The organism is Micromonospora sp. NBC_00860, assembly GCF_045207375.1.
Classification (GTDB): domain Bacteria; phylum Actinomycetota; class Actinomycetes; order Mycobacteriales; family Micromonosporaceae; genus Micromonospora; species Micromonospora vinacea.
This window is the reverse complement of record NZ_CP108825.1, coordinates 2,527,246-2,549,412: the sequence shown is the minus strand read 5'-3', so window position 1 is coordinate 2,549,412 and position 22,167 is coordinate 2,527,246. Positions and strand designations below refer to the sequence as shown.

Genomic DNA, 22,167 nt, shown 5'->3' with positions numbered 1-22,167 from the left:
GCTGTCTCCCATGACCATGCGGCCCATCCGGATCATCGGCGACCCTGTTCTGCGCACCGGATGCGAACCGGTCACCACCTTCGACGCGGAGTTGCGCGCCCTGGTCACCGACCTGATGGACACCCTGCTCGGCGCCCCCGGCCGCGCCGGCGTCGCCGCACCGCAGATCGGCGTCAGCGCCCAGGTGTTCGTCTACGACGCCGACGGGCACCGCGGCCACCTCATCAACCCCACCCTGGAGCTGTCCGACGAGCTCCAGGACGACGAGGAGGGCTGCCTGTCCATCCCCGGGCTGTACTTCCCGACCGTGCGGGCCCTGCACGCCACCGCCCACGGCGTCGACCAGCACGGCGAGCCGTTGACCATCGCCGGCAGCGGGTTCCTGGCCCGCGCCCTGCAACACGAGACCGACCACCTGGGCGGGAAGCTCTACGTCGACACCCTGCGCGGCGACACCCGCCGCCGGGCCCTGCGCGAGATCCGCGCCGGGCGCTTCGACTCACCCAGCCGCCGCGGCTAGGGCCTGTTTCATAAGGGCGGTCGAGCCGAGGCGGGGTCCGGGCGGCGATCCGGCAAGGCGCGGTTTTGTTCGGATACCGGTGTTGTATCCGGACGAAACCGCAACGCCGCCGGTCGTCGTCCGGGCCTGCCGCAGGCCGGCCAGTTCTTATGAAACAGGCCCTAGCGCCGTCAACGTCCACTCGTCGTAGTCGGCGACCCGGGTGAAACCCACCCGCTCGTACAGACGCACCGCTGCCACATTGTCCGCCTTCACGTTCAGCGTCACGTGCTCCACGCTCTCCCGCAGACGCGCGCACAACGCCGCCACCACCGACGCGCCCAGCCCTCGCCCCCGCCAGCGCGGATGCGTCGTGACGTTTCCCAGCGCCGCCACCCGGTACGCCGGCGAGAACACGTGCACCCCGGCCACCGCGACCACCGCACCCCCGTCGCGTATCCCCAGGTACTGCCCGGTCTGCATCATCCGCTCGTCGAACCAGTTGCCCGGGTACGCCTGCGCGTACAACGCACGCACCTGCGGCAGGTCCGCCGTGCCGAGCACCACGCCCGCCGGGGCGACAGTGCCCAGCCGCGCCGGGTCGGTCAACGCCATCCGGTGGTGCCGACCGCCGGAGGCCAACCGGAACGACCCGGAAAACGCGTCGGCCAGACCGGGGGAAAGGTGCGCGTACAGCCGCGCCGGCAGCACCGGCGCCACCTGCGCCAGCAACACCGACAACGCCGCGGTGTCCGCCGGCGCGGCGAACGCCAACAACGTCGGCAGGTCGCTCCCGTGGTACAGCAACGCGACCTGGTCATCGCGGCGGAACCACGACGTGTACGGCCAGAAGAAATCGTCCAGATCACCCAACTGGTAGGCGTGCAGCACCGGGTCACGCCCCAGCAACCGCGCCAGCACCACCCGGTCGTGCTCGGCCCGCACCGGCATCAGCGGGCCACCCACTGGTCATGGCCCAGCTTCGCGACCAACGCCACGACCACCACCAGCAGCACCACCCGCACGAACCCCGAGCCGCGGCGCAACGCCATCCGCGCCCCCAGCACCGCACCGGCGATGTTGCACACCGCCATGCCGGCGCCCAGCAGCCACCACACGTGCCCGGTCACCCCGAACACCACCAGCGCGCCCAGGTTCGTGCCGGCGTTGACGACCTTCGCCATCGCCGAGCCGTGCACGAAGTCCGCGCCGACCAGAGCGGTGAACGCCAACACCAGGAACGTGCCGGTGCCCGGGCCGATCAACCCGTCGTACAGGGCGATGCCCACCCCGGCCACCGCGATCACCGCCGCCACCCGCAGCGGGGTGCGCTTCGCAGGCGCCGCCACCACCCCCATCCGGGGACGCAGCAGCACGAACACCGCCACCGACACCAGCACCACCAACACCACCGGCCGGTACGCCGACGCCGGCACCGACCCGGCCAGCGCCGCGCCGACACCCGCGCTGAGCACCGCGAACCCCGCCGCCGGGCCCGCCACCCGCCAGTCCACCTTCGTCCGGCGGGCGTACGTCGCCGCCGCCGTGGCCGTACCGAAGATCGCGGCCAGCTTGTTCGTGCCCAGCGCGGTGGCCACCGGCAACCCCGGGGCGGCCACCAGCAAGGCCGGCAGCAGCAACAACCCGCCACCACCGACCACGGCATCGACCCACCCGGCCATCGCGGCGGCGGCCAGCAGGGTACTCAGAGTCACGGCGTCCACGGGCGGCAATTCTGCCCACCCGACGCGCCGCAGCGGCACCCGAGTGGCCAGCCTCACCGGGTCACCGACCCCGCGTACGCCGCAACCACACCCCCAACGCCCCGACCGCCACGAATACCAGCACCGAGCACAGCAACACCTTCACCACCCGGCAACCATGCCACGGGCACGTAAGGTGCAGGAGTGCGCCTGGCCACCTTCAACCTGCTGCACGGACGGTCCCTCACCGACGGGCTCGTCGACTCCGACCGGCTCGCCGCCGCCATCGGCGCCCTCGACGCCGACGTGCTCGCCCTGCAGGAGGTCGACCGCGACCAACGCCGCAGCGGCAACCTCGACCTCACCGCCATCGCCGCCCGCGCCCTCGACGCCCCCCACCACCGCTTCGCCGCCGCCGTCGTCGGCACCCCCGGCGAACAGTTCCGCCCGCTGCGCCACGACGACGACGGCCACGGCGAACCCTGCTACGGCATCGGGCTGATCAGCCGACACCCCGTCCGCAGCTGGCAGGTCACCCGACTCAAGCCGGCGCCCGTACGCTCACCGGTCTACGTGCCCGGCCCCCGCGGCGGTCTCATCCTGTTGCACGACGAACCCCGGGTGGTCCTCGCCGCCGTCCTGGACACCCCGCACGGCCCCCTCACCGTCGCCGCGACCCACCTGTCGTTCGTGCCCGGCTGGAACGCCCGCCAACTACGCCAGACCGTCCGCGCCCTGCGCGCCCTACCCGGGCCCCGCGTCCTGCTCGGCGACCTCAACCTGCCCGCCGGCGCGGCCCGGCTCATCTCCGGCTGGCACCCCCTGGGCCGCCGCCCCACCTACCCCTCCGGGCAGCCGCGGGTCCAACTCGACCACATCCTCGCCGACCGGCACGCCCTCTCCGCCCTCCCACCGGTACGCGCCGTCACCACGCCGGCGTCCACCATCTCCGACCACCGCCCCCTGCTGGTCGACCTCGGCTGAGCATCATCGCCAACCGGCCACATCGCGGCTCACCAATGTCTAGGGTGGGCTCACCGACACCACCGCCGTTGCGCCATCGCCACCCCCGACGATCACGGAGCTGACCATGAGCGACACGCCGGACACGATCGTGCTCATCCACGGATTCTGGGTGACCCCCCGCAGCTGGGAAAACTGGGTCACCCACTACCAGGACAAGGGCTTGCGGGTACTCACCCCCACCTACCCCGGTCTGGAAGGCGAGGTCGAGGCGATCAACGCCGACCCCAGCCCCCTGGAGACACTGACCGCGCCGCAGGTCATCGCGCACCTGTCCGAGGTGGTCGCCGCACTGCCCACGCCGCCGATCCTGATGGGCCACTCCGCCGGCGGGGCGTTCACCCAGGTGCTGCTCGACCGGGGGTACGGCGCCTCAGCCGTCGTGCTCAACTCGGCACCCACCGAAGGGGTCCGCAACATCCCCTTCTCGCAACTGCGCTCCACCTTCCCGGTGCTGCGCAACCCCGCCAACCGGCACCGCGCCGTCGGGTTCACCTTCGAGCAGTGGAACTACGCGTTCACCAACACCTTCGACGAGCAGGAAGCCCGCGCCCTGTACGAGCGCTACGCCATCCCCGCCGCCGGCGGCATCCTCTGGGACAGCGTCCTGGCCAACCTGCTGCCCGGCCCCCAGGACATCGCCGTCGACTACCACAACGAGCAGCGCGCGCCGCTGCTGTTCATCTCCGGCTCGGAAGACCACATCATGCCGCCCAGCGTGCAACGCGCGAACGCCGCGCTCTACCGGGGCGACACCATCACCGAGGTCGAGCTCTTCGAGGGGTACGCGCACCTGCTGCCCGCCCAGCAGGGCTGGCAGCGCATCGCCGACGTCGCCCTCGACTGGGCCCTGCGGCACGCCCGGTGAGCACCGCACACCAGGTGCGGATCACCCATATCGGCGGCCCCACCACGCTGATCGAGGTCGGCGGGTGGCGGCTGCTCACCGACCCCACGTTCGACCCACCCGGGCGGCGCTACACGTTCGGCTGGGGCACCTCGTCGCGCAAGCTCACCGGCCCGGCGATCCCCGCCGCCGACCTCGGGCCGGTCCACGCGGTCCTGCTCAGCCACGACCACCACGGCGACAACCTCGACGACGACGGCCGGGCGCTCCTCAACGGTGCGGGCGCGGTCCTCACCACCGTGCCCGGGGCACGCCGGCTCGGCCCCCACACCCGGGGCCTGCGCGCCGGGCAGAGCACCCGGCTCACGCACCCCCGACGACCCACGATCGAGGTGACCGCCACGCCGTGCCGGCACGGCCCGCCGCTGAGCGGCCCGATCGTCGGCACCGTCATCGGCTTCGCCCTGCGCTGGGTCGGGCAACAACACGGCGCGCTCTGGGTCACCGGCGACACCGTGCTGACCCGCCGGGTACGCCGAGTCGCCACCCGCATCGGGGTCGGCACGGTGCTGCTGCACCTGGGTGGGGTGCGATTCCCCGTCACCGGGCCGTTGCGCTACTCGATGACGGCCCGGCGAGCCGCGAAACTGTGCGCCGAGCTTCGGCCCCACACCGTGATCCCGGTGCACTACGAGGGCTGGCAGCACTTCCAGGAACCCCGCGAGGCCATCGAACGGGTGTTCACCGCCGCACCGCCTCCGGTGCGCGACAGCATCCACTGGCTCCCACCGGGCGAACCCACCACCATCGACGCCTGACACGGGCGGGGGAGCGGACCGCCGAGCCGCAAGATTCCCTCAAGATCATTGCATCGACGAACTCCGACGATCATGCTGGTCGATACGCGCCACGATCAACTCGTCGGAGGCCACATGAGACGCCAGCGACCCACCCTCATCGCCGTGTCCACCCTCATCGCCATCACCCTCACCACCGCAGCACCCACCCCCGCCACCGCCGCACCACCCGACCAGGTCACCGCCCTCACCGCCCACCAGGCCGACGGATACACCACCCTCGCCTGGCAACCCGTCGACGGCGCCACCGACTACCAGATCGAACGCACCCCCGTCGACGCCGACGGCGCCCCCACCGGCGCACCCACCATCGTCGGCATCTGGCGACCCAACCGCCAGATCAACCAACAGGCACCCACCTTCGCCGACGCCGGCTACAACCCCGGCGACACCTTCCAATGGCGCGTACGCGCCCGCACCGGCACCACCGAACAGCCCTACTCCGACCCGGTCACCGCCACCACCACCGCACCCTGGGGCAACCCCGACACCCCCGGCGAAGGCCTGCGCACCGGCTGGGAAACCACCCACGCCGCGCAATACACCAGCGACACCGACGAGTACGCCTACACCGCCGCCATCGACGCCCTCAGCGACCGCGTCCGCGTCGTCGAACTCGGCCGAACCGTGCAGAACCGACCCATCAACATGCTCGTCATCGGCCACCCCACCCCACCGGCCACCCCCGCGGCCGTCGCCGCCACCGCACCCGTGGCCATCAACTGCAACGTGCACGGCAACGAACCCGGCGACCGCGAAGCCTGCCTCATCATGGCCCGCCAACTCGCCTTCAGCACCGACCCCCGCATCACCGACCTGCTCAGCCACACCACCGTCCTGATCGTCCCCACCATCAACGGAGACGGCCGCGCCAACAACACCCGCGGCAACTCCACCGGCCAGGACCTCAACCGCGACTACTCCCTGATCCGCCAACCCGAGACCACCGCGTACATCACAATGGTCCGCGACTACCGACCCGTCGCCGGCTACGACGGCCACGAGTTCGGCAACTCCCGCGCCGGCGACCTACCGATGCTGCCCCCACGGCACCAGAACGTCGCCCAACCCATCTTCGACCAGTCCCAGGACATGATCGAAGGCCACATGTACGCCAAGGGCGCCGAAGCCGGCTGGTGGGCCTGCCCCTACGGCTGCGAAGGCGGCGGCAACGTCGGCCTCAGCGAGGAAACCATCCTGCGCAACACCCTCGGGCTCAAGAACGTCACCAACTCCCTGCTGGAACTGCGCAGCTCCGGCGGCCAGACCCGCCCCGACGAGGGCAACACCGCCAACAACCGACGCCGCAAGACCTACTCCGCCGTGTGGACGTTCCACCAGTTCCTCGACTACCACCGCGCCGACCGCGCCGACATCCTCAACTCCCGCGCCGAGGCCATCGAAACCCAGGCCGCCAACACCGGCCGACTCGTCTTCCGCGGCTCCCGCCCCATCCCCGCCCACCCGGCACCACACCCCGGCGACAGCCCACCACCACTCGACGCGCCCCCCGCCGACCTGATCCTCGACACCCCGCCCTGCGCCTACAAACTCACCGACGCGCAGTACAACGGCGCCCGCACCGACGGACCCGGCGGCGTCGGCACCACCGTCGCCCAGCGCATCGCCGCCCACGGCTGGAAGGTCATCACCATCGGCGACGACCACTACGTCCCCCTCAACCAACCCGAACGCGGCCTCATCCCGCTGCTCCTCGACCCCAAGGGCGTGGAGAAGCTGACCGACGGCGAACGCATCCACCCCACCCTCACCGGCCGCCGCAACGGACCCCTGGTCGTCAGCGGCTTCACCTGCGCCGACGACGCCACCATCAACGGCCCGGTCACCGTCCGGGCCGGCGCGGCGCTCGTCACGACCGCAACGACCATCAGCGGCCCCCTCACCGCCGCCGGCGCCGCCGGCGTCCTCCTCGCCGACAGCACCATCAACGGCCCGGTCCGCATCGCCAACACCACCGACACGATCTCCATCATCGACGCCACCATCGCCGGCCCCACCGACCTTTCCGGCAACACCACCGGCACCGACGCACCGGTGCTCGCCGGCACCACCATCCGCGGCCCTCTCAGCTGCACCGGCAACAACCCCACCCCGCACAACCTCGGCATCGCCAACACCGTCCACGGCCCCCGCACCACCCAGTGCGCCGCACTGTGACCGACGACTAGCCAACCGTCGTGCCGGCGGCGCGGGCCCAACGCCCCGCCGCCGGCACCCCACCACCCACCCCGCACCCGTGGAGGCCGCCGTGTCGCAACCCGCCACCCCACCACGCCACCCCCGACGGCTCCGCGGCCCGGACAACGCCCGACTGGCACTCGGCCTGCTCCTACCGACCCTGCTGCTCGCCGCCTGCACCGGCACCTCCGCGGCTCCCCGCACGGATACCGTGGCAGCGACCGCCGGACCGCAGGTCACCGGTCCACTCTGCGCCGCCCTGCCCACCGGCACCGAGCCGGGCAACCCGAGCTTCCTCGCCGGTCAACCCGTCGACCAGGCGCTGCGCTGGATCCCCACCCTCACCACGTTCGAAGCGGCCCTGCGCACCAGCGGCGTCCTCACCGACCTGCCAGCCGGCGTCACCGTCCTGGCGCCCTCCGACGACGCCTTCGCCGCCACCTTCTCCGAGGACAACTGGGACGACCTCATGACCCACCACACCGACCAACTCCGCACCCTGCTGAAAGCCCACCTCATCAGCGGAACCCACCCGATCGCCGACCTCGTCGACGCCGGCACCGCCACCACCCTCGACGGCGTCACCGTCACCGTCACCCACACCGGGCCCACCGCCCGCCTCGGCGACCGCGCCGACGCGGTCTGCGCCGACTACCAGGCCACCAACGCGCGCATCCACATCATCGACGCCGTCCTCGGCCCACTGCCGGTCACCGCCGACGGCACCGGCCACCGCGCACACTGACCACCCTCACCCGGGCGGCACCAGACCCGCCAGCGCGCGGTTGGTCCGGTTGGCCCGGACCGCGTCACGCTGCTGCCCGGCGGTCACCTCGATGTACGTCTGCGACGACGCCAACGACGCGTGCCCCAACAACCGCATGATCTCCGCCGCGCTCGCACCGTCCTCCGCCAACCGGGTCGCGAAGGTGTGCCGCAGCGCGTGCAGCCGCGCACCACGCGGCACCCGGTCACCGATGCCGGCCCGCCGGTAACACGACTCGACGAGATACTGAAGGCCACCACGGCGCAACGGCTCACCACGCCGATCCACCAGGAACGCCGAGTCGGGGCGTACCGACCGCGAACCGAAGCGCCGCGCCCGACTGTCCAGGTAGTCCAGCAGCACCCGGTCCAGATCCGCCTCGATCGGCACCACCCGAGGCCGCCCACCCTTGCCCGCCACCTCGACCCGCCGCTCACCGGGCCGACCGCCGAGCGAGTCGACGCGCAACGCCAACAGCTCCGACAGGCGCAGCCCCGCGCAGAGCGCCACCGCCAACACCGCCACGTCCCGCTCCGGCCACGGGTCGCGTTGCCGACCGTCGTCGCGCGCGACGGACGCGAGCAACACCTCGGGGGTGTCCGCGCCGCGCAACGGCTTCGGCTGGGGGAGTAGCGCCCGAGGACGCCCGACCGCCGGCATCGGGTTGCCCGCCACGAACCCGTCAGCGACCAGGAACGTGAAGAAACTGTTCCAGGTGGACCAGGCCCGATGCACCGACGCGGGCGCCCGGGGAGCGGCGAACCGGGCGAAGGCCGCCCGCATCACCCGGGGGGAGAGGTCGGTGATCAACAGCGTGTCCAGGGGGAGGGGAGGGGTGGCAGCCTCCGCGACCAGGGTGGCCACCGCGTGCAGATCCCTGCGGTACGCGGCCAGGGTGTGCGGGGAGGGCTTGCGGGTGGCCCGCGCGGTCAGGAACTCCTCGATCAGCACTGCGAGCGATTCGTCCTTTTTGTCATGCATAAGGGATATTATGCAGCATTTTCGGGTTTCCCGGAAGGGGACCGAGAGAGGGGAGGAGATGCCAGAACCACGGCGGTACGTCCTCACGGGAGCGCCCGGCGCCGGCAAGACAACCACGATCGAGGCGCTGCACCACAGGGGACACGTCACCGTCCGAGAAGCCGCCACCGACCTCATCGCCGAGAGGCAGGCACAGGGGTACGCCGAGCCGTGGCACGACAGCGACTTCGTCGACGCCGTCGTCGCGCTGCAACACCACCGGCAGGTCGGAGCCGACGCGCGTCAGCCGGTCCAGTTCTACGACCGGTCGCCGCTGTGCACCCTGGCACTGGCCCGCCATCTGGGCAGACCGATCGGCCCGGCGCTGACCGCCGAGGTGGACCGCATCATGCGTGAGCGCACCTACCAACGCCCGGTGTTCCTGATCAGCCCGCTGGGCTTCATCCGCCACACCGCGGCGCGCCGAATCAGCTACGCCGACGCGCTGGCCTTCGCCCGAGTGCACCAGGAGGTGTACGAGGAACACGGGCACCAGTTGGTCGATGTGCCAGCCGGACCGGTGCGGACACGGGTGGCCCTGATCGAGGAACACGTATCGTGCGCGACATGACGTCGCCCGGTGCCACCTGCCCCGAGTGTGGTCAACCCGGCACACCCACCGTGTACCGAGATCCGGACGATCCCATGGCCTGGGTCTGTCCCGAGGGGCACCGGTGGCGGGCGACCGACCGGCCCGGGTGGTCCCCATGGGCGACGCCCACCGCCGTCACCGCACCCCGCGACGCCAGTGACACCACAACCCGGACCGGCCCCGTCCAGGGCGACAAGGATGGGCGGAGCTGGCGGATCGGCACGGCCACCGACGTCGCCTGGCTCGCTGGGCGCACCACGCAGGGTTTCTCGGTCACCACCGCGATTCCGCCGGTGTTCGAGGCGTACGGCACGTTCCACCCGCCCGCCGGGGTCGGTCTCCACGCGCACGAACACGCGGTGATCGACGAACTGGCGGCGTGCACGCCCGCGCAACCCTGGTGGCTGGGCTTCCTCGACACCGGCGCCCACGACGTGGTCTTCCCGCACGTCCCGAGGGTGTCCCTCTACTGGGACTGGTCGTACGTGCTCGTCGAGGCCGGGCCGGAACAGGCCCTCAGTTGGCGGACCGGGCACATGCGCGGCGACGGGGCGCTGCCGGATCTGTTCTTCCCGGCGGATCGCTCCTGGCTGGTCTCGGCCCTGTGGGACGACACCTGGACCGACATCGGCGCCAGCGCGGCCGTGCTCGCGGGCCTGCGGCGCAACCCGCTGGTGAACGCGCGTCTCGTCGGGCAGGACGACGACGCGTGCCCACCCGGCCTGACCCGCGACTGACCCCGATCAGGGGACCCCCGGAACGCGCTACTTTACATAATGTGCATTATCGAATCGGGATTATCTGCGCGGCTGGCCGGTGGGCGGCCGATCAGAACTCCTCGGCGGCGGTGTCGGCCCACCTGGCCCAGGCGTCACGCCAGCGCTGGTCGACCGCCTCGCGCTCGTTGATGGGCGCGCCCTGTCGGGGCATGAGGTGTTGCCGTTCGCGCCAGGCGTGTTGAGCCGGCTGGCTGGACACACCTTCACCCACCCGGGTGCCGTACAGCAGGATCTCGTTGATGGCGCGGGCACGCAGCGTCGCGTGCTCCTGGAACCAGGTGGTGACGTCGGCGAGGCTGGTGACATGGGCGACGATGTCGCTGACCGCACGGTCGGCGTCGGGTTCGTCCTGATCGGCGAGTTGCCTCTGTCGGCGTACGGCGGCCTGCCAGAGTGTCGACCAGTACGGGGGCAGCTGCGGTGGTGCTCCCCCGTCGGCCATCCAGGCGTTGTGGTCCCGACGGGTGCGCAGTGCGGCGTCGATGAGCGCCCGGTGTGGTTCGCGGGCCAGGCCGGGCGGCAGGGCGACCGGTGCCGTGGGCGGTGTCTCCGCCAGACGTCTGCTGCCCAGTGCGTCGAGCAGTGGCGTGAGGTCGGTGACCGCGCCGAGGTGGACGGTGGCCGGGTGCCAGTCGCGGGCCGTCACGGTGATCTCGACACCATCGCGTTCGCAGCGGGTCGCCCACCACCGGTGGCCGGCTCGTACCGTGCGGCCGGGAACGGGCTGCTCGTCGACCAGGACAGTCGTGTCGCTCTCGGTCCATTCGACGTCGGAGAACCGGTCTCCGGCGAGTCGCATGTGGTGTTCGAGGTGCGTGCGTAACGGTCCGGCGTTGACCGGGAGGTCGGCCCAGCGGGCGGTGTCGACGGTCGCCCACGGTCCGGCGGTGGGGTCGCCGTGCACGATCCGGACGACGGTGATCGTGCTGTTGAAGGTTTCGGTGCCGGCGAAGCATTCTGTGGCCGGGCGGTCGGGGCCGGTGAGGGCAACGACCGGTGTCGCGCTGTCCAGCAGTTCCCGGCGGACGCGTTCGGTCTGTTGCACGAAGCGTTCGTCCGGGTCGGGCGACGGGTCGCGTCTCATCCCGGCCTCCTCGTCGGTACGGGGCTGTCCCCTGCTGCCGTTCATCATGGTGCCAGTGCGGTTGGTAGCGGGCGAGGTTGGGCCAAGGTGCTGGCCGGGCTGGGTGTGGCCCGGCCAGCAACCAGGGTCTCTTCCGCTCAGGTGATGGTGGTGGAGGTGGTGGGCGAGTACGAGTAGCAGAGCCAGCCGTTCGCGGTGATCGTGAAGCTGCCCCAGGTGACGGTGGCGTTCGCCCAGCCGCGGGTCAGGTTCAGGGTGCGGGCCTTGGCGGCCCAGCCGAGGCCGAGGCCCGAGTAGTAGCCGTCGTACTCGTCGTAGTTCTGGGTGGAGTAACCGCCGTTGTCGGCGATTTCGACGTGCCAGTGAATGTCCCACGGGCCGCCGGAGTCGTGCACGAGAGTCATGCCGGTGGTCAGTACGGCACGACCGCCGCCTCTCGGGTCGAGGCCGACCCAGGAGGTGCCGCAGTCACCCGTTGCCTGGCCGTAGCTGTTGGTCGAGAAGGAGCTGCCCTTCTTGAGAACGCCCTGTTGGGGCACGTAGCTGCCTTTGGTGGCTGCCTCTGCCTTGTCGGCGGGCACCGAGGCCTGGGATCCGTCGGGCAGGGTCACGATCCGGTGCCCGTGGGCGTTGGCGACCTCGGCGTCGAAGCCGACCAGGGCCATGCCCAGTGTCGCGGTGGAGGCGGTGGAGGTCGGTGCGGCGGCGTTCGCCGGGATGGAGGTCAGACCGGAGGCCGCCAGCGCGAGAGCCAGCAGTGCCGCCGCAGAGATGGACCTGCGGCGCGCGTTTGTACGCGTCATTCAGTTCTCCCCGTGTTGGTTGGTGCCGCTCCCCGTATTGATTGGCACCGCAGAGAACATTAATCGATGTGAATGGGCGTGGACAAGGCCCGCTCCCCCAGTTCGGGCTGTCAGGCGTGCGTGCGGCGCAGCCAGTCCTGGGTGAGCGATCGCAGCAGGGCGGGTTGTTCGTACGGCAGGTAGTGCCCGGCCGCGTCGATCACGGTGTAGGTGCCGCGGGGATAGTGGCGCATGGCGCGGAACTGGTCGGCGTACCCGACGATATGGTCCTGTCGGCCGGTGATGACGCTGACCGGGCCGTCGAAGGTGACGTCGGCGTCCTCGTCGGGTAGCGCGTAGCCGGGGCCGCTCTGCAACTCCTGTTGGAATGTCGCGTCGCCGGGGCCGCCGGAGTTCAGTGCCGCGAGCACCGTCGCGACGACGGCTGGGGTGCGGTGGCCCAGGGCGGCGTCGAGGTGCGCGTGCAGGGCGGTGGGGGCGGCGGCGAGCCAGCCGGTGGGCGCTTCGAGCGGTGGTTCGTCGGGCAGGTTCCGGCTGTGACGGGCGATGGTGACGCCGGGGCAGACGAGGAGCAGCCCGCGGACGAGGTCGGGTCGTTGGCGGGCGATGCCGGCGGCCAGGTACGCGCCGTAGGAGCCACCGACGAGCAGGGCTGGCGTGTCGAGGTGGTGGTCGAGCCAGGCGCAGACGGTGTCCAGCACCGCCTGGGAGGTGGGTGGGCAGTGTGCGGGGGTGTCTCCGTGGCCGGGCAGGTCCAGGTAGATCTCTCGTAGGCCCGCGCCTGCCAGGGCGGGGCTGTAGGCGGTGGCCGTGGCGGTGCGGCTCATGCTGAACATGGGTAGGCACACCACCGCTGGTCCGGTGTCTGCTGATTGGTCGTACGCCAGGTGCATGGAGGAGTCCTCGCTGGAGTTTGGCCGTGTGCTCCAACGTCTCATGATTGGCGGGGTGAGCAGGGACGCCGGGCCGGCGGGTGAAAGCCGTGTGCGGCATCGACGTCGGCTGTCTACAGTGGTGCGCTCTGGCCACTGCGCGTTCATCGCGAACGGTGGGGCCGCATCACCACGGGGGAACACCTTGACGAGTAAGCCTGTCCGTATTGTCGTTGGCCTGGTCGCGACCGTCGGCCTCGTTGTGGGCTGCCAGCCTGCCGAGAAGGAGAGCGCGGGGGCTGGCGCGCCGTCGCCGACCGGGGCGCCCAGCCCGACCGTCGACGTGGCGGCGAACAGCAAGCAGGTCTGCGACGCCAGTCTCGATTATGTCAAGAAGCACTACGTGGCGATGGCCGACGATGCGATCGCCGCCATCGACAAGCCGGTCAGCGCCAAGGAGGCGGGCGCGAAGGTCCGTGGCCACTACACGGCACTGTTGCAGGACCTCCGGACGGCGGCGCCGACCGCTGCCGATCCGCAGGTGCGCACCGCGTTGGAGACCCTGGCTGCGGGCGTGGAGAAGCACCTGGCCAGTCCGAAGGCCACCGAGGTCGAGGCGCCGGATCTCGACCCGCCGCTGAAGGCGTTGGACACCGCCTGCGGTCGCTGATCGTCGTGGGCACCGGCCGGGTCGGCCGGTGCCCACTGTCAACGGGTACGGCTCAGATCCAGGGCACCTGCGGGGACGGGTAGAAGTTGACCTGTTGCAGTCTCCAGCGGGGTGCCTGCTCCCCCAGCCGGGTCCGGAACGATTCCCAGTCGTGGCTGGCGGTGGTGGACCAGCCGAGTTCGGCGATCGCGGGTAGGCGGGGGAAGGCCATGTATTCGATGTCGTCCAGGGTGCGCAGCGTCTCGGACCACAGCGGGGCCTCGACGCCGAGGATGGCGTTCTCGCCGACGCCGGTGACCCGGGTGGCGGGGTCCCAGCCGTACGCGTCGGACACCTCGATCAGGCCGGCCCAGCGCAGGCCGAGGCGGGTGTTGGCGTCGTACTTCATGTCCAGGTAGGTCTTGTTCGCCGGCGACATGATTACCTTGTTGCCGCGGGCGGCGGCCGCGGCGAGGCTGGCGTTGGTGGTGCCGGTGCCCCAGAACTGGGCGACGACGTCGGTGGACGGGTCGGCCTGGGTGATCTCGTTCCATCCGGAGGCGCGCTTGCCGTACTTGGCGACCAGGGGCAGGACCCGGTTCATGAAGGTGCGGTAGTCCTCGTCGGTGGTGGCGTGGGCTTCGTCGCCGCCGATGTGCAGGAATGGTCCGGGGGTGATGGCGGCGAGTTCGCGGATGACGTCCTCGACGAAGCGGTAGGTGAGTTCGTCGTTGATGCAGAGGGAGCTGTAGCCGACCGCGATGTCGGTGCGCGGGGGTGGTGCGACGCCGTCGCAGTTGAGTTCGGGGTATGTCGACTGGGCGGCGTTGGTGTGCCCGGGCATGTCGATCTCGGGGATGATCGTGATGTGTCGTGCGGCGGCGTAGGCGACGACGGCCTGGTAGTCGGCTTTGGTGAGGTATCCGGGGCCGACGCCGTCGACTCCGGTGCCGGGTCCGCCGCCGACGGTGGTGAGGCGGGGCCAGGAGTCGATCTGGATGCGCCAGCCCTGGTCGTCGGTGAGGTGCAGGTGCAGGTAGTTGATTTTGTACTGGCTGAGCAGGTCCACGTAGGCGGTGATGTCGTCGACGGTGTGGAAGTGCCGGGCGAGGTCGAGCATCGCGCCCCGGTAGGCGAAGCGTGGGTAGTCGACGATTCGTCCGCCGGGGACCGTCCAGGTGATCCGCTGCCGGTCGGGTGCCTCGATGTCGGCGGGGAGCAGTTGGCGCAGGGTCTGGGTGCCGGCGAAGAGTCCGGCGGGGGTGTTGGCGCGGATCGTCACGCCGCGGCGGGTGACGTCGAGTTGGTAGCCCTGCTGGCCGATGCGGGTGTCGGCGTCCCCGATGAGCAGGGCGATCTCGGGTAGCGGGGTGGAGCGGACGGGCAGGACGGGCAGGGGGTGGCCGGTGGCGGGGCGCAGTGTCGTGGCGAGTTGGTGGCCGATGCGCCGGGCGGCGGCCGAGCCGGGGGTGGTGCGGATGACGGTCAGGGGGCTGATCCGGAACGCGTTGTGCGCGTCGGGGCGGGTTTCGACCGGTGCGGGGATGACGTCGCTGAGGTGTCGGGCTGGTGTGGGGGCCGCCGCGGCGGGCGCGGGGGTGGCGGGCAGGGTGAGTGGTAGCGCGAGTGCGGCTATGGCCAGCAGCCGTGTGGTGGTGTGTCGGCGACGCACGGTACCTCCAGGCCTCGTCATGATCGACATTCGTCGATGAGAGATGAGAATCGCAGGCTACCGGCGTTCCGCCTGTACTGTAAACCTTCCTTAACATAAGGGATCGTCGAGCCGGTGCTGTCGCCGACCTCACGTACGTCGCACGCTGGGAATTCCTGGAGCGGGTCGTGGGGTTGTCCGTTCGGAAGATCAGGTTCGGATGATCGAATGGAAGTGCCATGCACATGCGCTCAGACGCGGTAGTGCTGTTCGGCGTCACGGGAGACCTCGTCTCGAAGAAGCTGTTCCCGGCGCTGTACGAGCTGACCCGGCGCGACCGCCTCGACGTTCCGGTGATCGGCGTGGCCCGCTCCCCCTGGGATGATCAGCAACTGGTCACCATGGCCCGCAAGTCGGTCACCGAAGCTCATGACGAGACCGACGACGAGATCTTCGATCGGCTGGCGGACAACCTTTCCATGATCTCCGGCAACTACGCGGACCCGACGACGTACCAGCGGCTGGCTGAGCGGCTGCGCGACGCCGAGCGGCCGGTGTTCTACCTGGCGATCCCTCCGGCGGTGTTCGGCTCCGTCGTCGAGGGCCTGGCGGCCGTGGGTCTGGCCGACCGGGGTCGGGTGATCGTGGAGAAGCCGTTCGGGCGTGACCTGGAGTCCTCCCGCGAGCTGGACCGCACGCTCGGCGCGGCCTTCGCCCCGGAGCGGGTGTTCCGCATCGACCACTACCTGGGCAAGGAAGCCGTCGAGGGCCTCTACGCCTTCCGGTTCGCCAACCGGCTGTTCGAGCCGCTGTGGAACAACGAGCACATCGACAACATCCAGGTGACCCTCGCCGAGGGTTTCGGCACCCAGGGCCGGGCCGGGTTCTACGACACGGTGGGCGCGACCCGGGATGTGCTGCAGAACCACATCCTCCAGGTCGTCGCCCTCATCGCGATGGAGGCGCCCGCCAGCGATGACACCACCGCGTTCCGGGAGGCGGAGGCCGCGGTGCTGCGGCAGGTCGCGCCGCTGTCGCCGGAGTCCACCGTCCGGGGGCAGTACGCCGGCTACCTCGACGAGCCGGGCGTGGCACCCGACTCGAACACGGAGACGTTCGTGGCGACCCGGTTGACCGTCGACTCCCTCCGCTGGGCGGGCGTGCCCTTCTACCTGCGCACCGGTAAGTCCCTCCCGGGCACGGCGACCGAGGTCGTGGTCGAGTTCAAGCAGCCCCAGCGCTCGCTGATCCCTGCCGAGCGGGGCACGGCGAGGGCCGCGAACCTGTTGCGGTTCCGCCTCGGGCGCGGTGACGGCATCACCATGTCGATCCAGGCGAAGAGCCCCGGTGCCGAGGTGGCGAGCCGCCCGGTGGACCTGTCCGTCGACTTCGGTTCGGCTCTCGGTCGTCGGCAGGAGGCGTACGAGCGGCTGCTCGACGACGCGATGGACGGGCAGCACCTGCGCTTCGCGCGTGCCGAGACGATCGAGCAGGAGTGGCGCATCGTCGAGCCGATCCTGGATCTGCCGGCGGCGGTGCAGTCGTACGAGAAGGGCAGCTGGGGTCCGGCGGACGCCGACGCGTTGGCTGGCGGCTGGCACCTCCCGGAGCTGCGGTAGTCGCGGCCCCGGCCGGGCGGGCGCTGACTGACCGCTCAGCTCAGCGGAACGACCGTCCGGCGACGGTGAGGTTTGCCGCTCACGAGTGGTGTGGGCACGTTGGGGGCGACGTTTCTCGTCCTCATCGGAGAGGAAGCAGCGCATGCTTTCCGCACTCGATCGTCGGCACACCGTCGCGCCACCCGGCTACAGCCGGTGGCTCATCCCCCCGGCGGCGTTGGCCATCCACCTCTGCATCGGTCAGGTCTACGCGACCAGCGTCTACAAGAACTCGCTGATCGCCCACTTCGACACCAGCCAGACGGCGATCGGGGTGATCTTCAGCATCGCGATCGTGATGCTCGGATTGTCCGCCGCGGTCGCCGGGACCTGGGTGGAGGCGAACGGGCCGCGCAAGGCCATGTTCGTCTCGGCCTGCTTCTGGGCGGCCGGTTTCCTGGTGGGCTCGCTGGGCATCGCCACGAAGCAGCTGTGGCTGCTGTACCTGGGCTACGGGCTGCTCGGCGGCATCGGGCTAGGCATCGGCTACATCTCCCCCGTCTCCACCCTGATCAAGTGGTTCCCGGACCGGCCGGGCCTGGCCACCGGGTTGGCGATCATGGGGTTCGGTGGTGGGGCGATGGTCGCCTCTCCCCTGTCGCGGCAACTGTTGTCGTTCTACGACGCCGGCTACGACCCGGCCAACGCGGGGTCGACCGCGTCGGGCAGCGCCCTGGTGTGGCTGTTCGTGACGCTCGGCCTGGGCTACTTCGTGATCATGATGTTCGGGGTGGCGAACGTCCGGGTGCCGGCGCAGGATTGGCGGCCGGCCGGCTTCGACCCGTCCAGCGTGGCGGCGAAGCCGCTGGTCACCACGGCGAACGTGTCGGCGGCGAACGCGGTGAAGACCCGCTCCTTCTGGCTGCTGTGGGTCGTCCTGTTCTGCAACGTGACCGCCGGCATCGGCATCCTGGAACAGGCCAGCCCGATGATCCAGGACTTCTTCCGCGACAACGGCACCTCGGCGGTGACCGTCGCGGCGGCCGGCGGGTTCGTGGGTCTGCTGTCGCTGTTCAACATGGCCGGCCGGTTCGTGTGGTCGTCCACCTCGGACCTCATCGGCCGCAAACCGATCTACCTGGTGTACCTCGGTGTCGGCATGGTGCTGTACGCGCTGCTGGCGCTCGTCGGGCAGACCTCGACGGCCCTGTTCGTGCTGCTGGCCTGCGTGATCCTGTCGTTCTACGGCGGTGGGTTCGCGACAGTGCCGGCGTACCTGCGGGACCTGTTCGGCACCTTCCAGGTTGGCGCGATCCACGGTCGGTTGCTGACCGCCTGGTCGGCGGCCGGGATCGCCGGTCCGCTGATCGTCAACGGGTTCCTCGACGCGCAGGGTGAGCCGGGCTCGCTGACGGCCGCGGCGTACCGCCCGGCGCTGTTCACGATGGTGGGGGTGCTGGCCGTGGGCTTCCTGGCGAACCTGCTGGTACGGCCGGTGCCACAGCGCTACCACGAACCGGCGGCGGAGCAGGACGCACATCAGGATCGGGACGTGGACGAGGACACGACGGCGCAGAGGAGCGGTACGCGATGAGTGAGGACAGCCGACCCGGGCAGCAGGCCCGGTTGTGGATCTCCTGGTTGGTGGTGGCGGCGCTGCTCGGCTACGGGGTAGCGCAGACCGTGGTGACCGCGGCGAAGCTGTTCACCCACTGAACCGGATCCGGCGGTCTCCGACCGGCGTGAACGCCCGACGGAGGCCGCCGGAGACGCGTGGTCAGAGGCCGCCGGAGACGCGCAGCACGGTCCCGGTGGCGTACGAGGCGTCCGGGCCGAGCAGCCAGGCGATCGCGGCGGCGATCTCGTCGGGTTCGCCGGCGCGGCCCAGCGGAATGCGACCGACGGCGGACTCGGCGCGGTCGGGCACCCCGGAGTCGGCGTGGATGTCGGTGCGCACGATGCCGGGGGCCACCGCGTTGACCCGGATGCCCTTCGGGGCGAGTTCCTTGGCCAGGCCGACGGTGAGGGTGTCGGTGGCGGCCTTCACGGCGGCGTAGTGCACGTACTCCCCCGGACTGCCGAGGGTCGCGGCCGCCGAGGAGACGTTGACGATCGCCCCGCCGTCGGTGAGCCGCCGGGCGGCCTGCTGGGCGCAGAGGACGTAGCCGACGAGGTTGACGTCGACGACCCGGCGCAGGTCGTCGACGCGCAGCTCGGTGAAGGGCCCAATCAGGCTGGTGACGCCGGCGTTGTTGACCAGGCCGGTGAGCGGGCCGAGTTGGGCGGCAGCGTCGAACAGGGCGTGCACCTGCTCGGGGTCGGTGGTGTCGGCGCGTACCGCGACGGCCTGGGCGCCGGCGGCCCGCAGGTCGGCCAGGACGGCGGTGGCGGCGGCCTCGTCGCGGCGGTAGCACAGGGCGACGTGGTGACCGGCGCCGGCGAGCCGGCGGGCGGTGGCCGCGCCGATGCCCCGGCCGCCGCCGGTGATGACGGTGACGGGTGCCACGGTGCCTCCCGGCGGGTCTGACGGCTGCGCGATGGACGTGCCGACGCTACCGTGACCGGCGCGGGTCGGTCGTCGAGAGGAGCGTCACATGCAGCGGGCGTTGGTGCTCGGCGGCGGCGGGGTGACCGGGGTGGCCTGGGAGTTGGGGCTGCTGGCCGGGTTGGTCGAGCGGGGCGTGCCGGTCACCGAGGCTGACCTGGTGGTGGGCACGTCGGCGGGTTCGTTGGTCGGCGCGCAGGTGTGCTCCGGGTCGCCCGTGGAGCGTTTCTACGCCGAGCAGTTGGCGCCGCCGTCGAGTGAGCTGGCGGCACGGTTGGGCTTCGCGACGCTGGCGCGGCTGATCTGGGCCGGTGGTCGGACCCGCGACGCGGTGCGCTCGCGGGCGCGGATCGGGGCGATGGCGGTGGCGGCGCGTACCCAGTCGGAGGCGTCGCGGCGCGCGGTCATCGAGGCCCGTCTGCCGGAGCGGGAGTGGCCGCAGCGGCGGCTGCTGATCACGGCGGTGGACGCGTCGTCCGGTGAGTTCGTGGTGTTCGACAGTGACAGCGGGGTGTCCCTGGTGGACGCGGTGGGCGCGAGTTGCGCGGTGCCCGGGGTGTGGCCGCCGGTGACGATCGGCGGGCGCCGTTTCGTCGACGGTGGGATGCGCTCGAGCGTGAACGCGGACCTGGCGGCGGACGCGCGCAGGGTGCTGGTGCTCGCGCCGACGTCGGCGGCGTTCGGGCCGATGCCACGGCTGTCGGCGCAGGTGGACGCGTTGCGGGCGGCCGGGTCGCGGGTCGTGGTGCTGACCCCGGACGCGGCGGCGCGTACGGCGATCGGCCGCAACGTGCTGGACCCGGCGCGGCGGGCGGGCGCGGCGCGGGCCGGGCGGGCCCAGGCCGACGTGGTGGCCGACGAGGTGGCGGCGCTCTGGGAGTGATCGCTTACGCTCACCGCGCGGTCGATCAGACGACGGAGGTGCGCGGTGGCGGGTGTGGGTGTCGGCGACGAGGTGCAGGATTTCGAGCTGCCGGATGAGACGGGCACGCCGCGGCGGCTGTCGGAGTTCCTGGCGGGCGGGCCGGTGGTGCTGTTCTTCTACCCGGCGGCGATGACCCGGGGCTGCACGGCGGAGAGCTGCCACTTCCGCGACCTCGCTGCGGAGTTCACGGCGCTGGGGGCGTCGCGGGTGGGCATCAGCCGCGACCCGGTGGCGAAGCAGGCCGAGTTCTCGAAGCTGCACGGCTTCGACTATCCGCTGCTGTCGGACGCCGACGGCGCGGTGGCGCAGCAGTTCGGGGTCAAGCGGCGGGTGCCGTTGGGGCCGTTGAGCATGAAGCGGATGACGTTCGTGATCGGCGCCGACCGGCGGGTCATCGAGGTGATCCACAGTGAGGTCAGCATGAACGACCACGCGGACCGGGCGCTGCGGGCGCTGGGAGGCTGAGCGGGGTGTGAACCCCGTGCGGCGGGTGTCGCAGCCGGCTGGTATCAAGACAGCAATCAAACAGGTGTACGGAAGAGGGTTGTGATGGATGCCGGCCAGGGTTTGTCCACTAGCGAGGTGCAGAGCATCCGGGAGGCGTTGGCGGCCGGGCGCAAACCGCGGGTGGTGTTCACCGCGGCGGCGGGGCAGATCGCCGGTCAGGTCGGTCAGGTGATCGAGCTGACCGACCCCGAGGTGTCCGACGAGTTCGTGGTGGTGCGTTTCGGTCGCGACGAGTTGCCGTTCTCCCCCGCCGACCTGGCGGTGGCACCCAAGGGCGTCACGCGTCGGGTGGTGGAGCCGAAGCCGGAGCCCGAGCCGGAGCCGCCCGCGGTGGCCGCGCCGGAGTTCGTGTTGGACACGCCGCGGGTGCCCGCGCAGCGACAGGAGGAGCCGAAGGTGGAGCAGACGGAGAAGCCGCCGGCGCGGCGGGCGGTCAAGGCCGTCAAGCCGAAGGGCCCCGCGGGTCTCACCGTCACCCTGGCGTACGCCGACGGTGAGTGGACCGTCGCGGCGCAGCAGGGCAGCAAGGCCCTGGCGAAGCCGTACGTGGTGAAGCCGGCGGAGGCGTTGAAGATGGTGGCCCTGGTCGACGTGCCGGGGGTGCAGGAGGCGGTGGAGCAGATCCTCGGCACCGAGCGGGCCGAGGCGGAGCAGCAGGCCGAGAAGCTGCGCGCCGAGTTGGCCGAGATCGAGGCCCGGCTGGCGGAGCTGCGCGAGGCCCGCTGAGGCGGGTCAGCGCTGGCTGTGGTGGCGCAGCAGCCGGGTGAGCAGGCGCGTCAGCTGCTCGCGTTCGGTGGTGGACAGCGGGGCGAGCAGGTCGTCCTGGACGCGATCCAGGGTCGCGCCCATGCGGCGGGCCTCGTCGGCGCCGGCGTCGGTGACGCTGATGACGTTGCGGCGGCGATCGGCCGGGTCGGGGGCACGCACCACGAGCCCTCGGCCGGCCAGGTCGTTGATGGCGGCCACCACATCGCTGCGGTCGATGCCGCAGCGCCGGCCGAGGTCGGCCTGGCTCGCTGGCCCGTCCTCGGCCAGGCTGGCGAGCAGTCGGTAGTGGTAGCCGCGTAGGTCGTGCGCGGCGAAGCCCTCGCTGAGCAGGCGGGTGGCGTGGCTGGCGGTCTGGTTGAGCAGCCAGGTCCCGGTGGTGCTGAGCCCGGCGGGTGACTGCGGGGCCGCGTTGTCCATGGGTTGCAGCCTACCAGGAATCGTTGGCGCGACCCACGATCGGATGTTACGTTGGTCCGGCCA

The 22,167-nt window shown here is 71.2% G+C and carries 24 protein-coding genes; 15 read left to right on the top strand and 9 right to left on the bottom strand.

The features are described from left to right. The first annotated feature begins 10 nt into the window (after positions 1 to 10). Entirely contained in the window at positions 11 to 520 is a 510-nt protein-coding gene (locus tag OH804_RS11600; RefSeq protein ID WP_091398002.1) for a peptide deformylase, read from the top strand. Between the two features lie 147 nt (positions 521 to 667). On the opposite strand, the gene OH804_RS11595 is transcribed toward OH804_RS11600, so the two are convergent. Both OH804_RS11595 and OH804_RS11590 read right to left on the bottom strand, forming a co-directional pair. Further along, a complete protein-coding gene (locus OH804_RS11595) occupies positions 668 to 1,450 on the bottom strand; it encodes a GNAT family N-acetyltransferase (protein ID WP_406064995.1) in 783 nt (260 codons plus the stop codon). Further along, positions 1,450 to 2,223, bottom strand: coding sequence for a TSUP family transporter (locus OH804_RS11590; protein ID WP_307788704.1), 774 nt, complete (start codon positions 2,221 to 2,223; stop codon positions 1,450 to 1,452). Before OH804_RS11590 ends, OH804_RS11595 begins: the two co-directional genes overlap by 1 nt. A gap of 183 nt (positions 2,224 to 2,406) precedes the next feature. On the opposite strand from OH804_RS11590, the gene OH804_RS11585 reads away from it, so the two are divergent. The 5 genes from OH804_RS11585 to OH804_RS11565 all read left to right on the top strand — a co-directional run bounded on the left by OH804_RS11585 (position 2,407) and on the right by OH804_RS11565 (position 7,873). Continuing rightward, entirely contained in the window at positions 2,407 to 3,186 is a 780-nt protein-coding gene (locus tag OH804_RS11585) for an endonuclease/exonuclease/phosphatase family protein (RefSeq protein WP_406064993.1), read from the top strand. A 106-nt stretch (positions 3,187 to 3,292) separates the two neighbouring features. After that, positions 3,293 to 4,093: an alpha/beta hydrolase gene (locus tag OH804_RS11580; RefSeq protein WP_196923092.1), complete on the top strand. Its 801-nt coding sequence runs from the start codon at positions 3,293 to 3,295 to the stop codon at positions 4,091 to 4,093. Beyond that, positions 4,090 to 4,890 (top strand): MBL fold metallo-hydrolase, encoded by an 801-nt coding sequence (locus OH804_RS11575; RefSeq protein WP_406064991.1) that lies wholly within the window; start codon positions 4,090 to 4,092, stop codon positions 4,888 to 4,890. Before OH804_RS11580 ends, OH804_RS11575 begins: the two co-directional genes overlap by 4 nt. Before the next feature lie 114 nt (positions 4,891 to 5,004). Beyond that, positions 5,005 to 7,107, top strand: a complete 2,103-nt coding sequence (locus OH804_RS11570; protein ID WP_406064989.1) for a M14 family zinc carboxypeptidase — start codon at positions 5,005 to 5,007, stop codon at positions 7,105 to 7,107. A 91-nt stretch (positions 7,108 to 7,198) separates the two neighbouring features. After that, positions 7,199 to 7,873, top strand: coding sequence for a fasciclin domain-containing protein (locus tag OH804_RS11565; protein WP_406064987.1), 675 nt, complete (start codon positions 7,199 to 7,201; stop codon positions 7,871 to 7,873). Between the two features lie 6 nt (positions 7,874 to 7,879). On the opposite strand, the gene OH804_RS11560 is transcribed toward OH804_RS11565, so the two are convergent. Continuing rightward, complete coding sequence (locus OH804_RS11560; protein WP_406064985.1) at positions 7,880 to 8,875, bottom strand: tyrosine-type recombinase/integrase; 996 nt, start codon at positions 8,873 to 8,875, stop codon at positions 7,880 to 7,882. A gap of 58 nt (positions 8,876 to 8,933) precedes the next feature. On the opposite strand from OH804_RS11560, the gene OH804_RS11555 reads away from it, so the two are divergent. Together OH804_RS11555 and OH804_RS11550 are read left to right on the top strand one after the other, a co-directional pair. Next, complete coding sequence (locus tag OH804_RS11555; protein ID WP_406064983.1) at positions 8,934 to 9,485, top strand: AAA family ATPase; 552 nt, start codon at positions 8,934 to 8,936, stop codon at positions 9,483 to 9,485. After that, the gene (locus OH804_RS11550; protein WP_406064981.1) at positions 9,482 to 10,243 is read left to right on the top strand and encodes a hypothetical protein; all 762 of its coding nucleotides are present in this window, start codon (positions 9,482 to 9,484) and stop codon (positions 10,241 to 10,243) included. The genes OH804_RS11555 and OH804_RS11550 overlap by 4 nt, the downstream gene beginning before the upstream one ends. Positions 10,244 to 10,334: 91 nt before the next feature. On the opposite strand, the gene OH804_RS11545 is transcribed toward OH804_RS11550, so the two are convergent. The 3 genes from OH804_RS11545 to OH804_RS11535 form a co-directional block, all read right to left on the bottom strand. Continuing rightward, positions 10,335 to 11,369, bottom strand: coding sequence for a hypothetical protein (locus OH804_RS11545; RefSeq protein ID WP_196923097.1), 1,035 nt, complete (start codon positions 11,367 to 11,369; stop codon positions 10,335 to 10,337). 137 nt (positions 11,370 to 11,506) lie between these two features. Then, positions 11,507 to 12,172, bottom strand: a complete 666-nt coding sequence (locus OH804_RS11540) for a hypothetical protein (protein WP_406064979.1) — start codon at positions 12,170 to 12,172, stop codon at positions 11,507 to 11,509. Positions 12,173 to 12,282: 110 nt separating this feature from the next. Further along, positions 12,283 to 12,999, bottom strand: a complete 717-nt coding sequence (locus OH804_RS11535) for an alpha/beta fold hydrolase (RefSeq protein WP_406064978.1) — start codon at positions 12,997 to 12,999, stop codon at positions 12,283 to 12,285. A gap of 250 nt (positions 13,000 to 13,249) precedes the next feature. On the opposite strand from OH804_RS11535, the gene OH804_RS11530 reads away from it, so the two are divergent. Then, positions 13,250 to 13,714 carry a hypothetical protein gene (locus OH804_RS11530; protein ID WP_406064976.1) on the top strand — a complete coding sequence of 155 codons (465 nt, stop codon included), beginning with the start codon at positions 13,250 to 13,252 and terminating at the stop codon, positions 13,712 to 13,714. A 52-nt stretch (positions 13,715 to 13,766) separates the two neighbouring features. On the opposite strand, the gene OH804_RS11525 is transcribed toward OH804_RS11530, so the two are convergent. Next, on the bottom strand, positions 13,767 to 15,365 hold the full coding sequence (locus OH804_RS11525; protein WP_406064974.1) for a beta-N-acetylhexosaminidase: 1,599 nt from the start codon (positions 15,363 to 15,365) through the stop codon (positions 13,767 to 13,769). A gap of 218 nt (positions 15,366 to 15,583) precedes the next feature. On the opposite strand from OH804_RS11525, the gene zwf reads away from it, so the two are divergent. The 3 genes from zwf (at position 15,584) to OH804_RS11510 (ending at position 18,658) form a co-directional block, all read left to right on the top strand. Next, positions 15,584 to 16,963: a glucose-6-phosphate dehydrogenase gene (zwf, locus tag OH804_RS11520; RefSeq protein ID WP_406064972.1), complete on the top strand. Its 1,380-nt coding sequence runs from the start codon at positions 15,584 to 15,586 to the stop codon at positions 16,961 to 16,963. Positions 16,964 to 17,105: 142 nt separating this feature from the next. Next, entirely contained in the window at positions 17,106 to 18,536 is a 1,431-nt protein-coding gene (locus OH804_RS11515) for an OFA family MFS transporter (protein ID WP_406064970.1), read from the top strand. Continuing rightward, complete coding sequence (locus OH804_RS11510) at positions 18,533 to 18,658, top strand: hypothetical protein (protein WP_256442137.1); 126 nt, start codon at positions 18,533 to 18,535, stop codon at positions 18,656 to 18,658. The genes OH804_RS11515 and OH804_RS11510 overlap by 4 nt, the downstream gene beginning before the upstream one ends. Before the next feature lie 61 nt (positions 18,659 to 18,719). Here the strand turns inward: OH804_RS11510 and OH804_RS11505 are convergent, their stop codons facing one another. Continuing rightward, on the bottom strand, positions 18,720 to 19,448 hold the full coding sequence (locus OH804_RS11505; protein WP_406064968.1) for an SDR family NAD(P)-dependent oxidoreductase: 729 nt from the start codon (positions 19,446 to 19,448) through the stop codon (positions 18,720 to 18,722). Between the two features lie 88 nt (positions 19,449 to 19,536). Between OH804_RS11505 and OH804_RS11500 the strand changes: the two genes are divergently transcribed. The 3 genes from OH804_RS11500 to OH804_RS11490 all read left to right on the top strand — a co-directional run bounded on the left by OH804_RS11500 (position 19,537) and on the right by OH804_RS11490 (position 21,645). After that, positions 19,537 to 20,370: a patatin-like phospholipase family protein gene (locus OH804_RS11500; protein ID WP_196923104.1), complete on the top strand. Its 834-nt coding sequence runs from the start codon at positions 19,537 to 19,539 to the stop codon at positions 20,368 to 20,370. Between the two features lie 45 nt (positions 20,371 to 20,415). Continuing rightward, positions 20,416 to 20,877 (top strand): peroxiredoxin, encoded by a 462-nt coding sequence (locus OH804_RS11495; protein ID WP_307788707.1) that lies wholly within the window; start codon positions 20,416 to 20,418, stop codon positions 20,875 to 20,877. An 84-nt stretch (positions 20,878 to 20,961) separates the two neighbouring features. Then, positions 20,962 to 21,645 (top strand): hypothetical protein, encoded by a 684-nt coding sequence (locus OH804_RS11490; RefSeq protein WP_196923105.1) that lies wholly within the window; start codon positions 20,962 to 20,964, stop codon positions 21,643 to 21,645. 6 nt (positions 21,646 to 21,651) lie between these two features. Here OH804_RS11490 and OH804_RS11485 read toward each other — a convergent pair whose 3' ends face one another. Further along, positions 21,652 to 22,104, bottom strand: a complete 453-nt coding sequence (locus OH804_RS11485) for a MarR family winged helix-turn-helix transcriptional regulator (protein ID WP_196923106.1) — start codon at positions 22,102 to 22,104, stop codon at positions 21,652 to 21,654. Positions 22,105 to 22,167 lie beyond the last annotated feature (63 nt).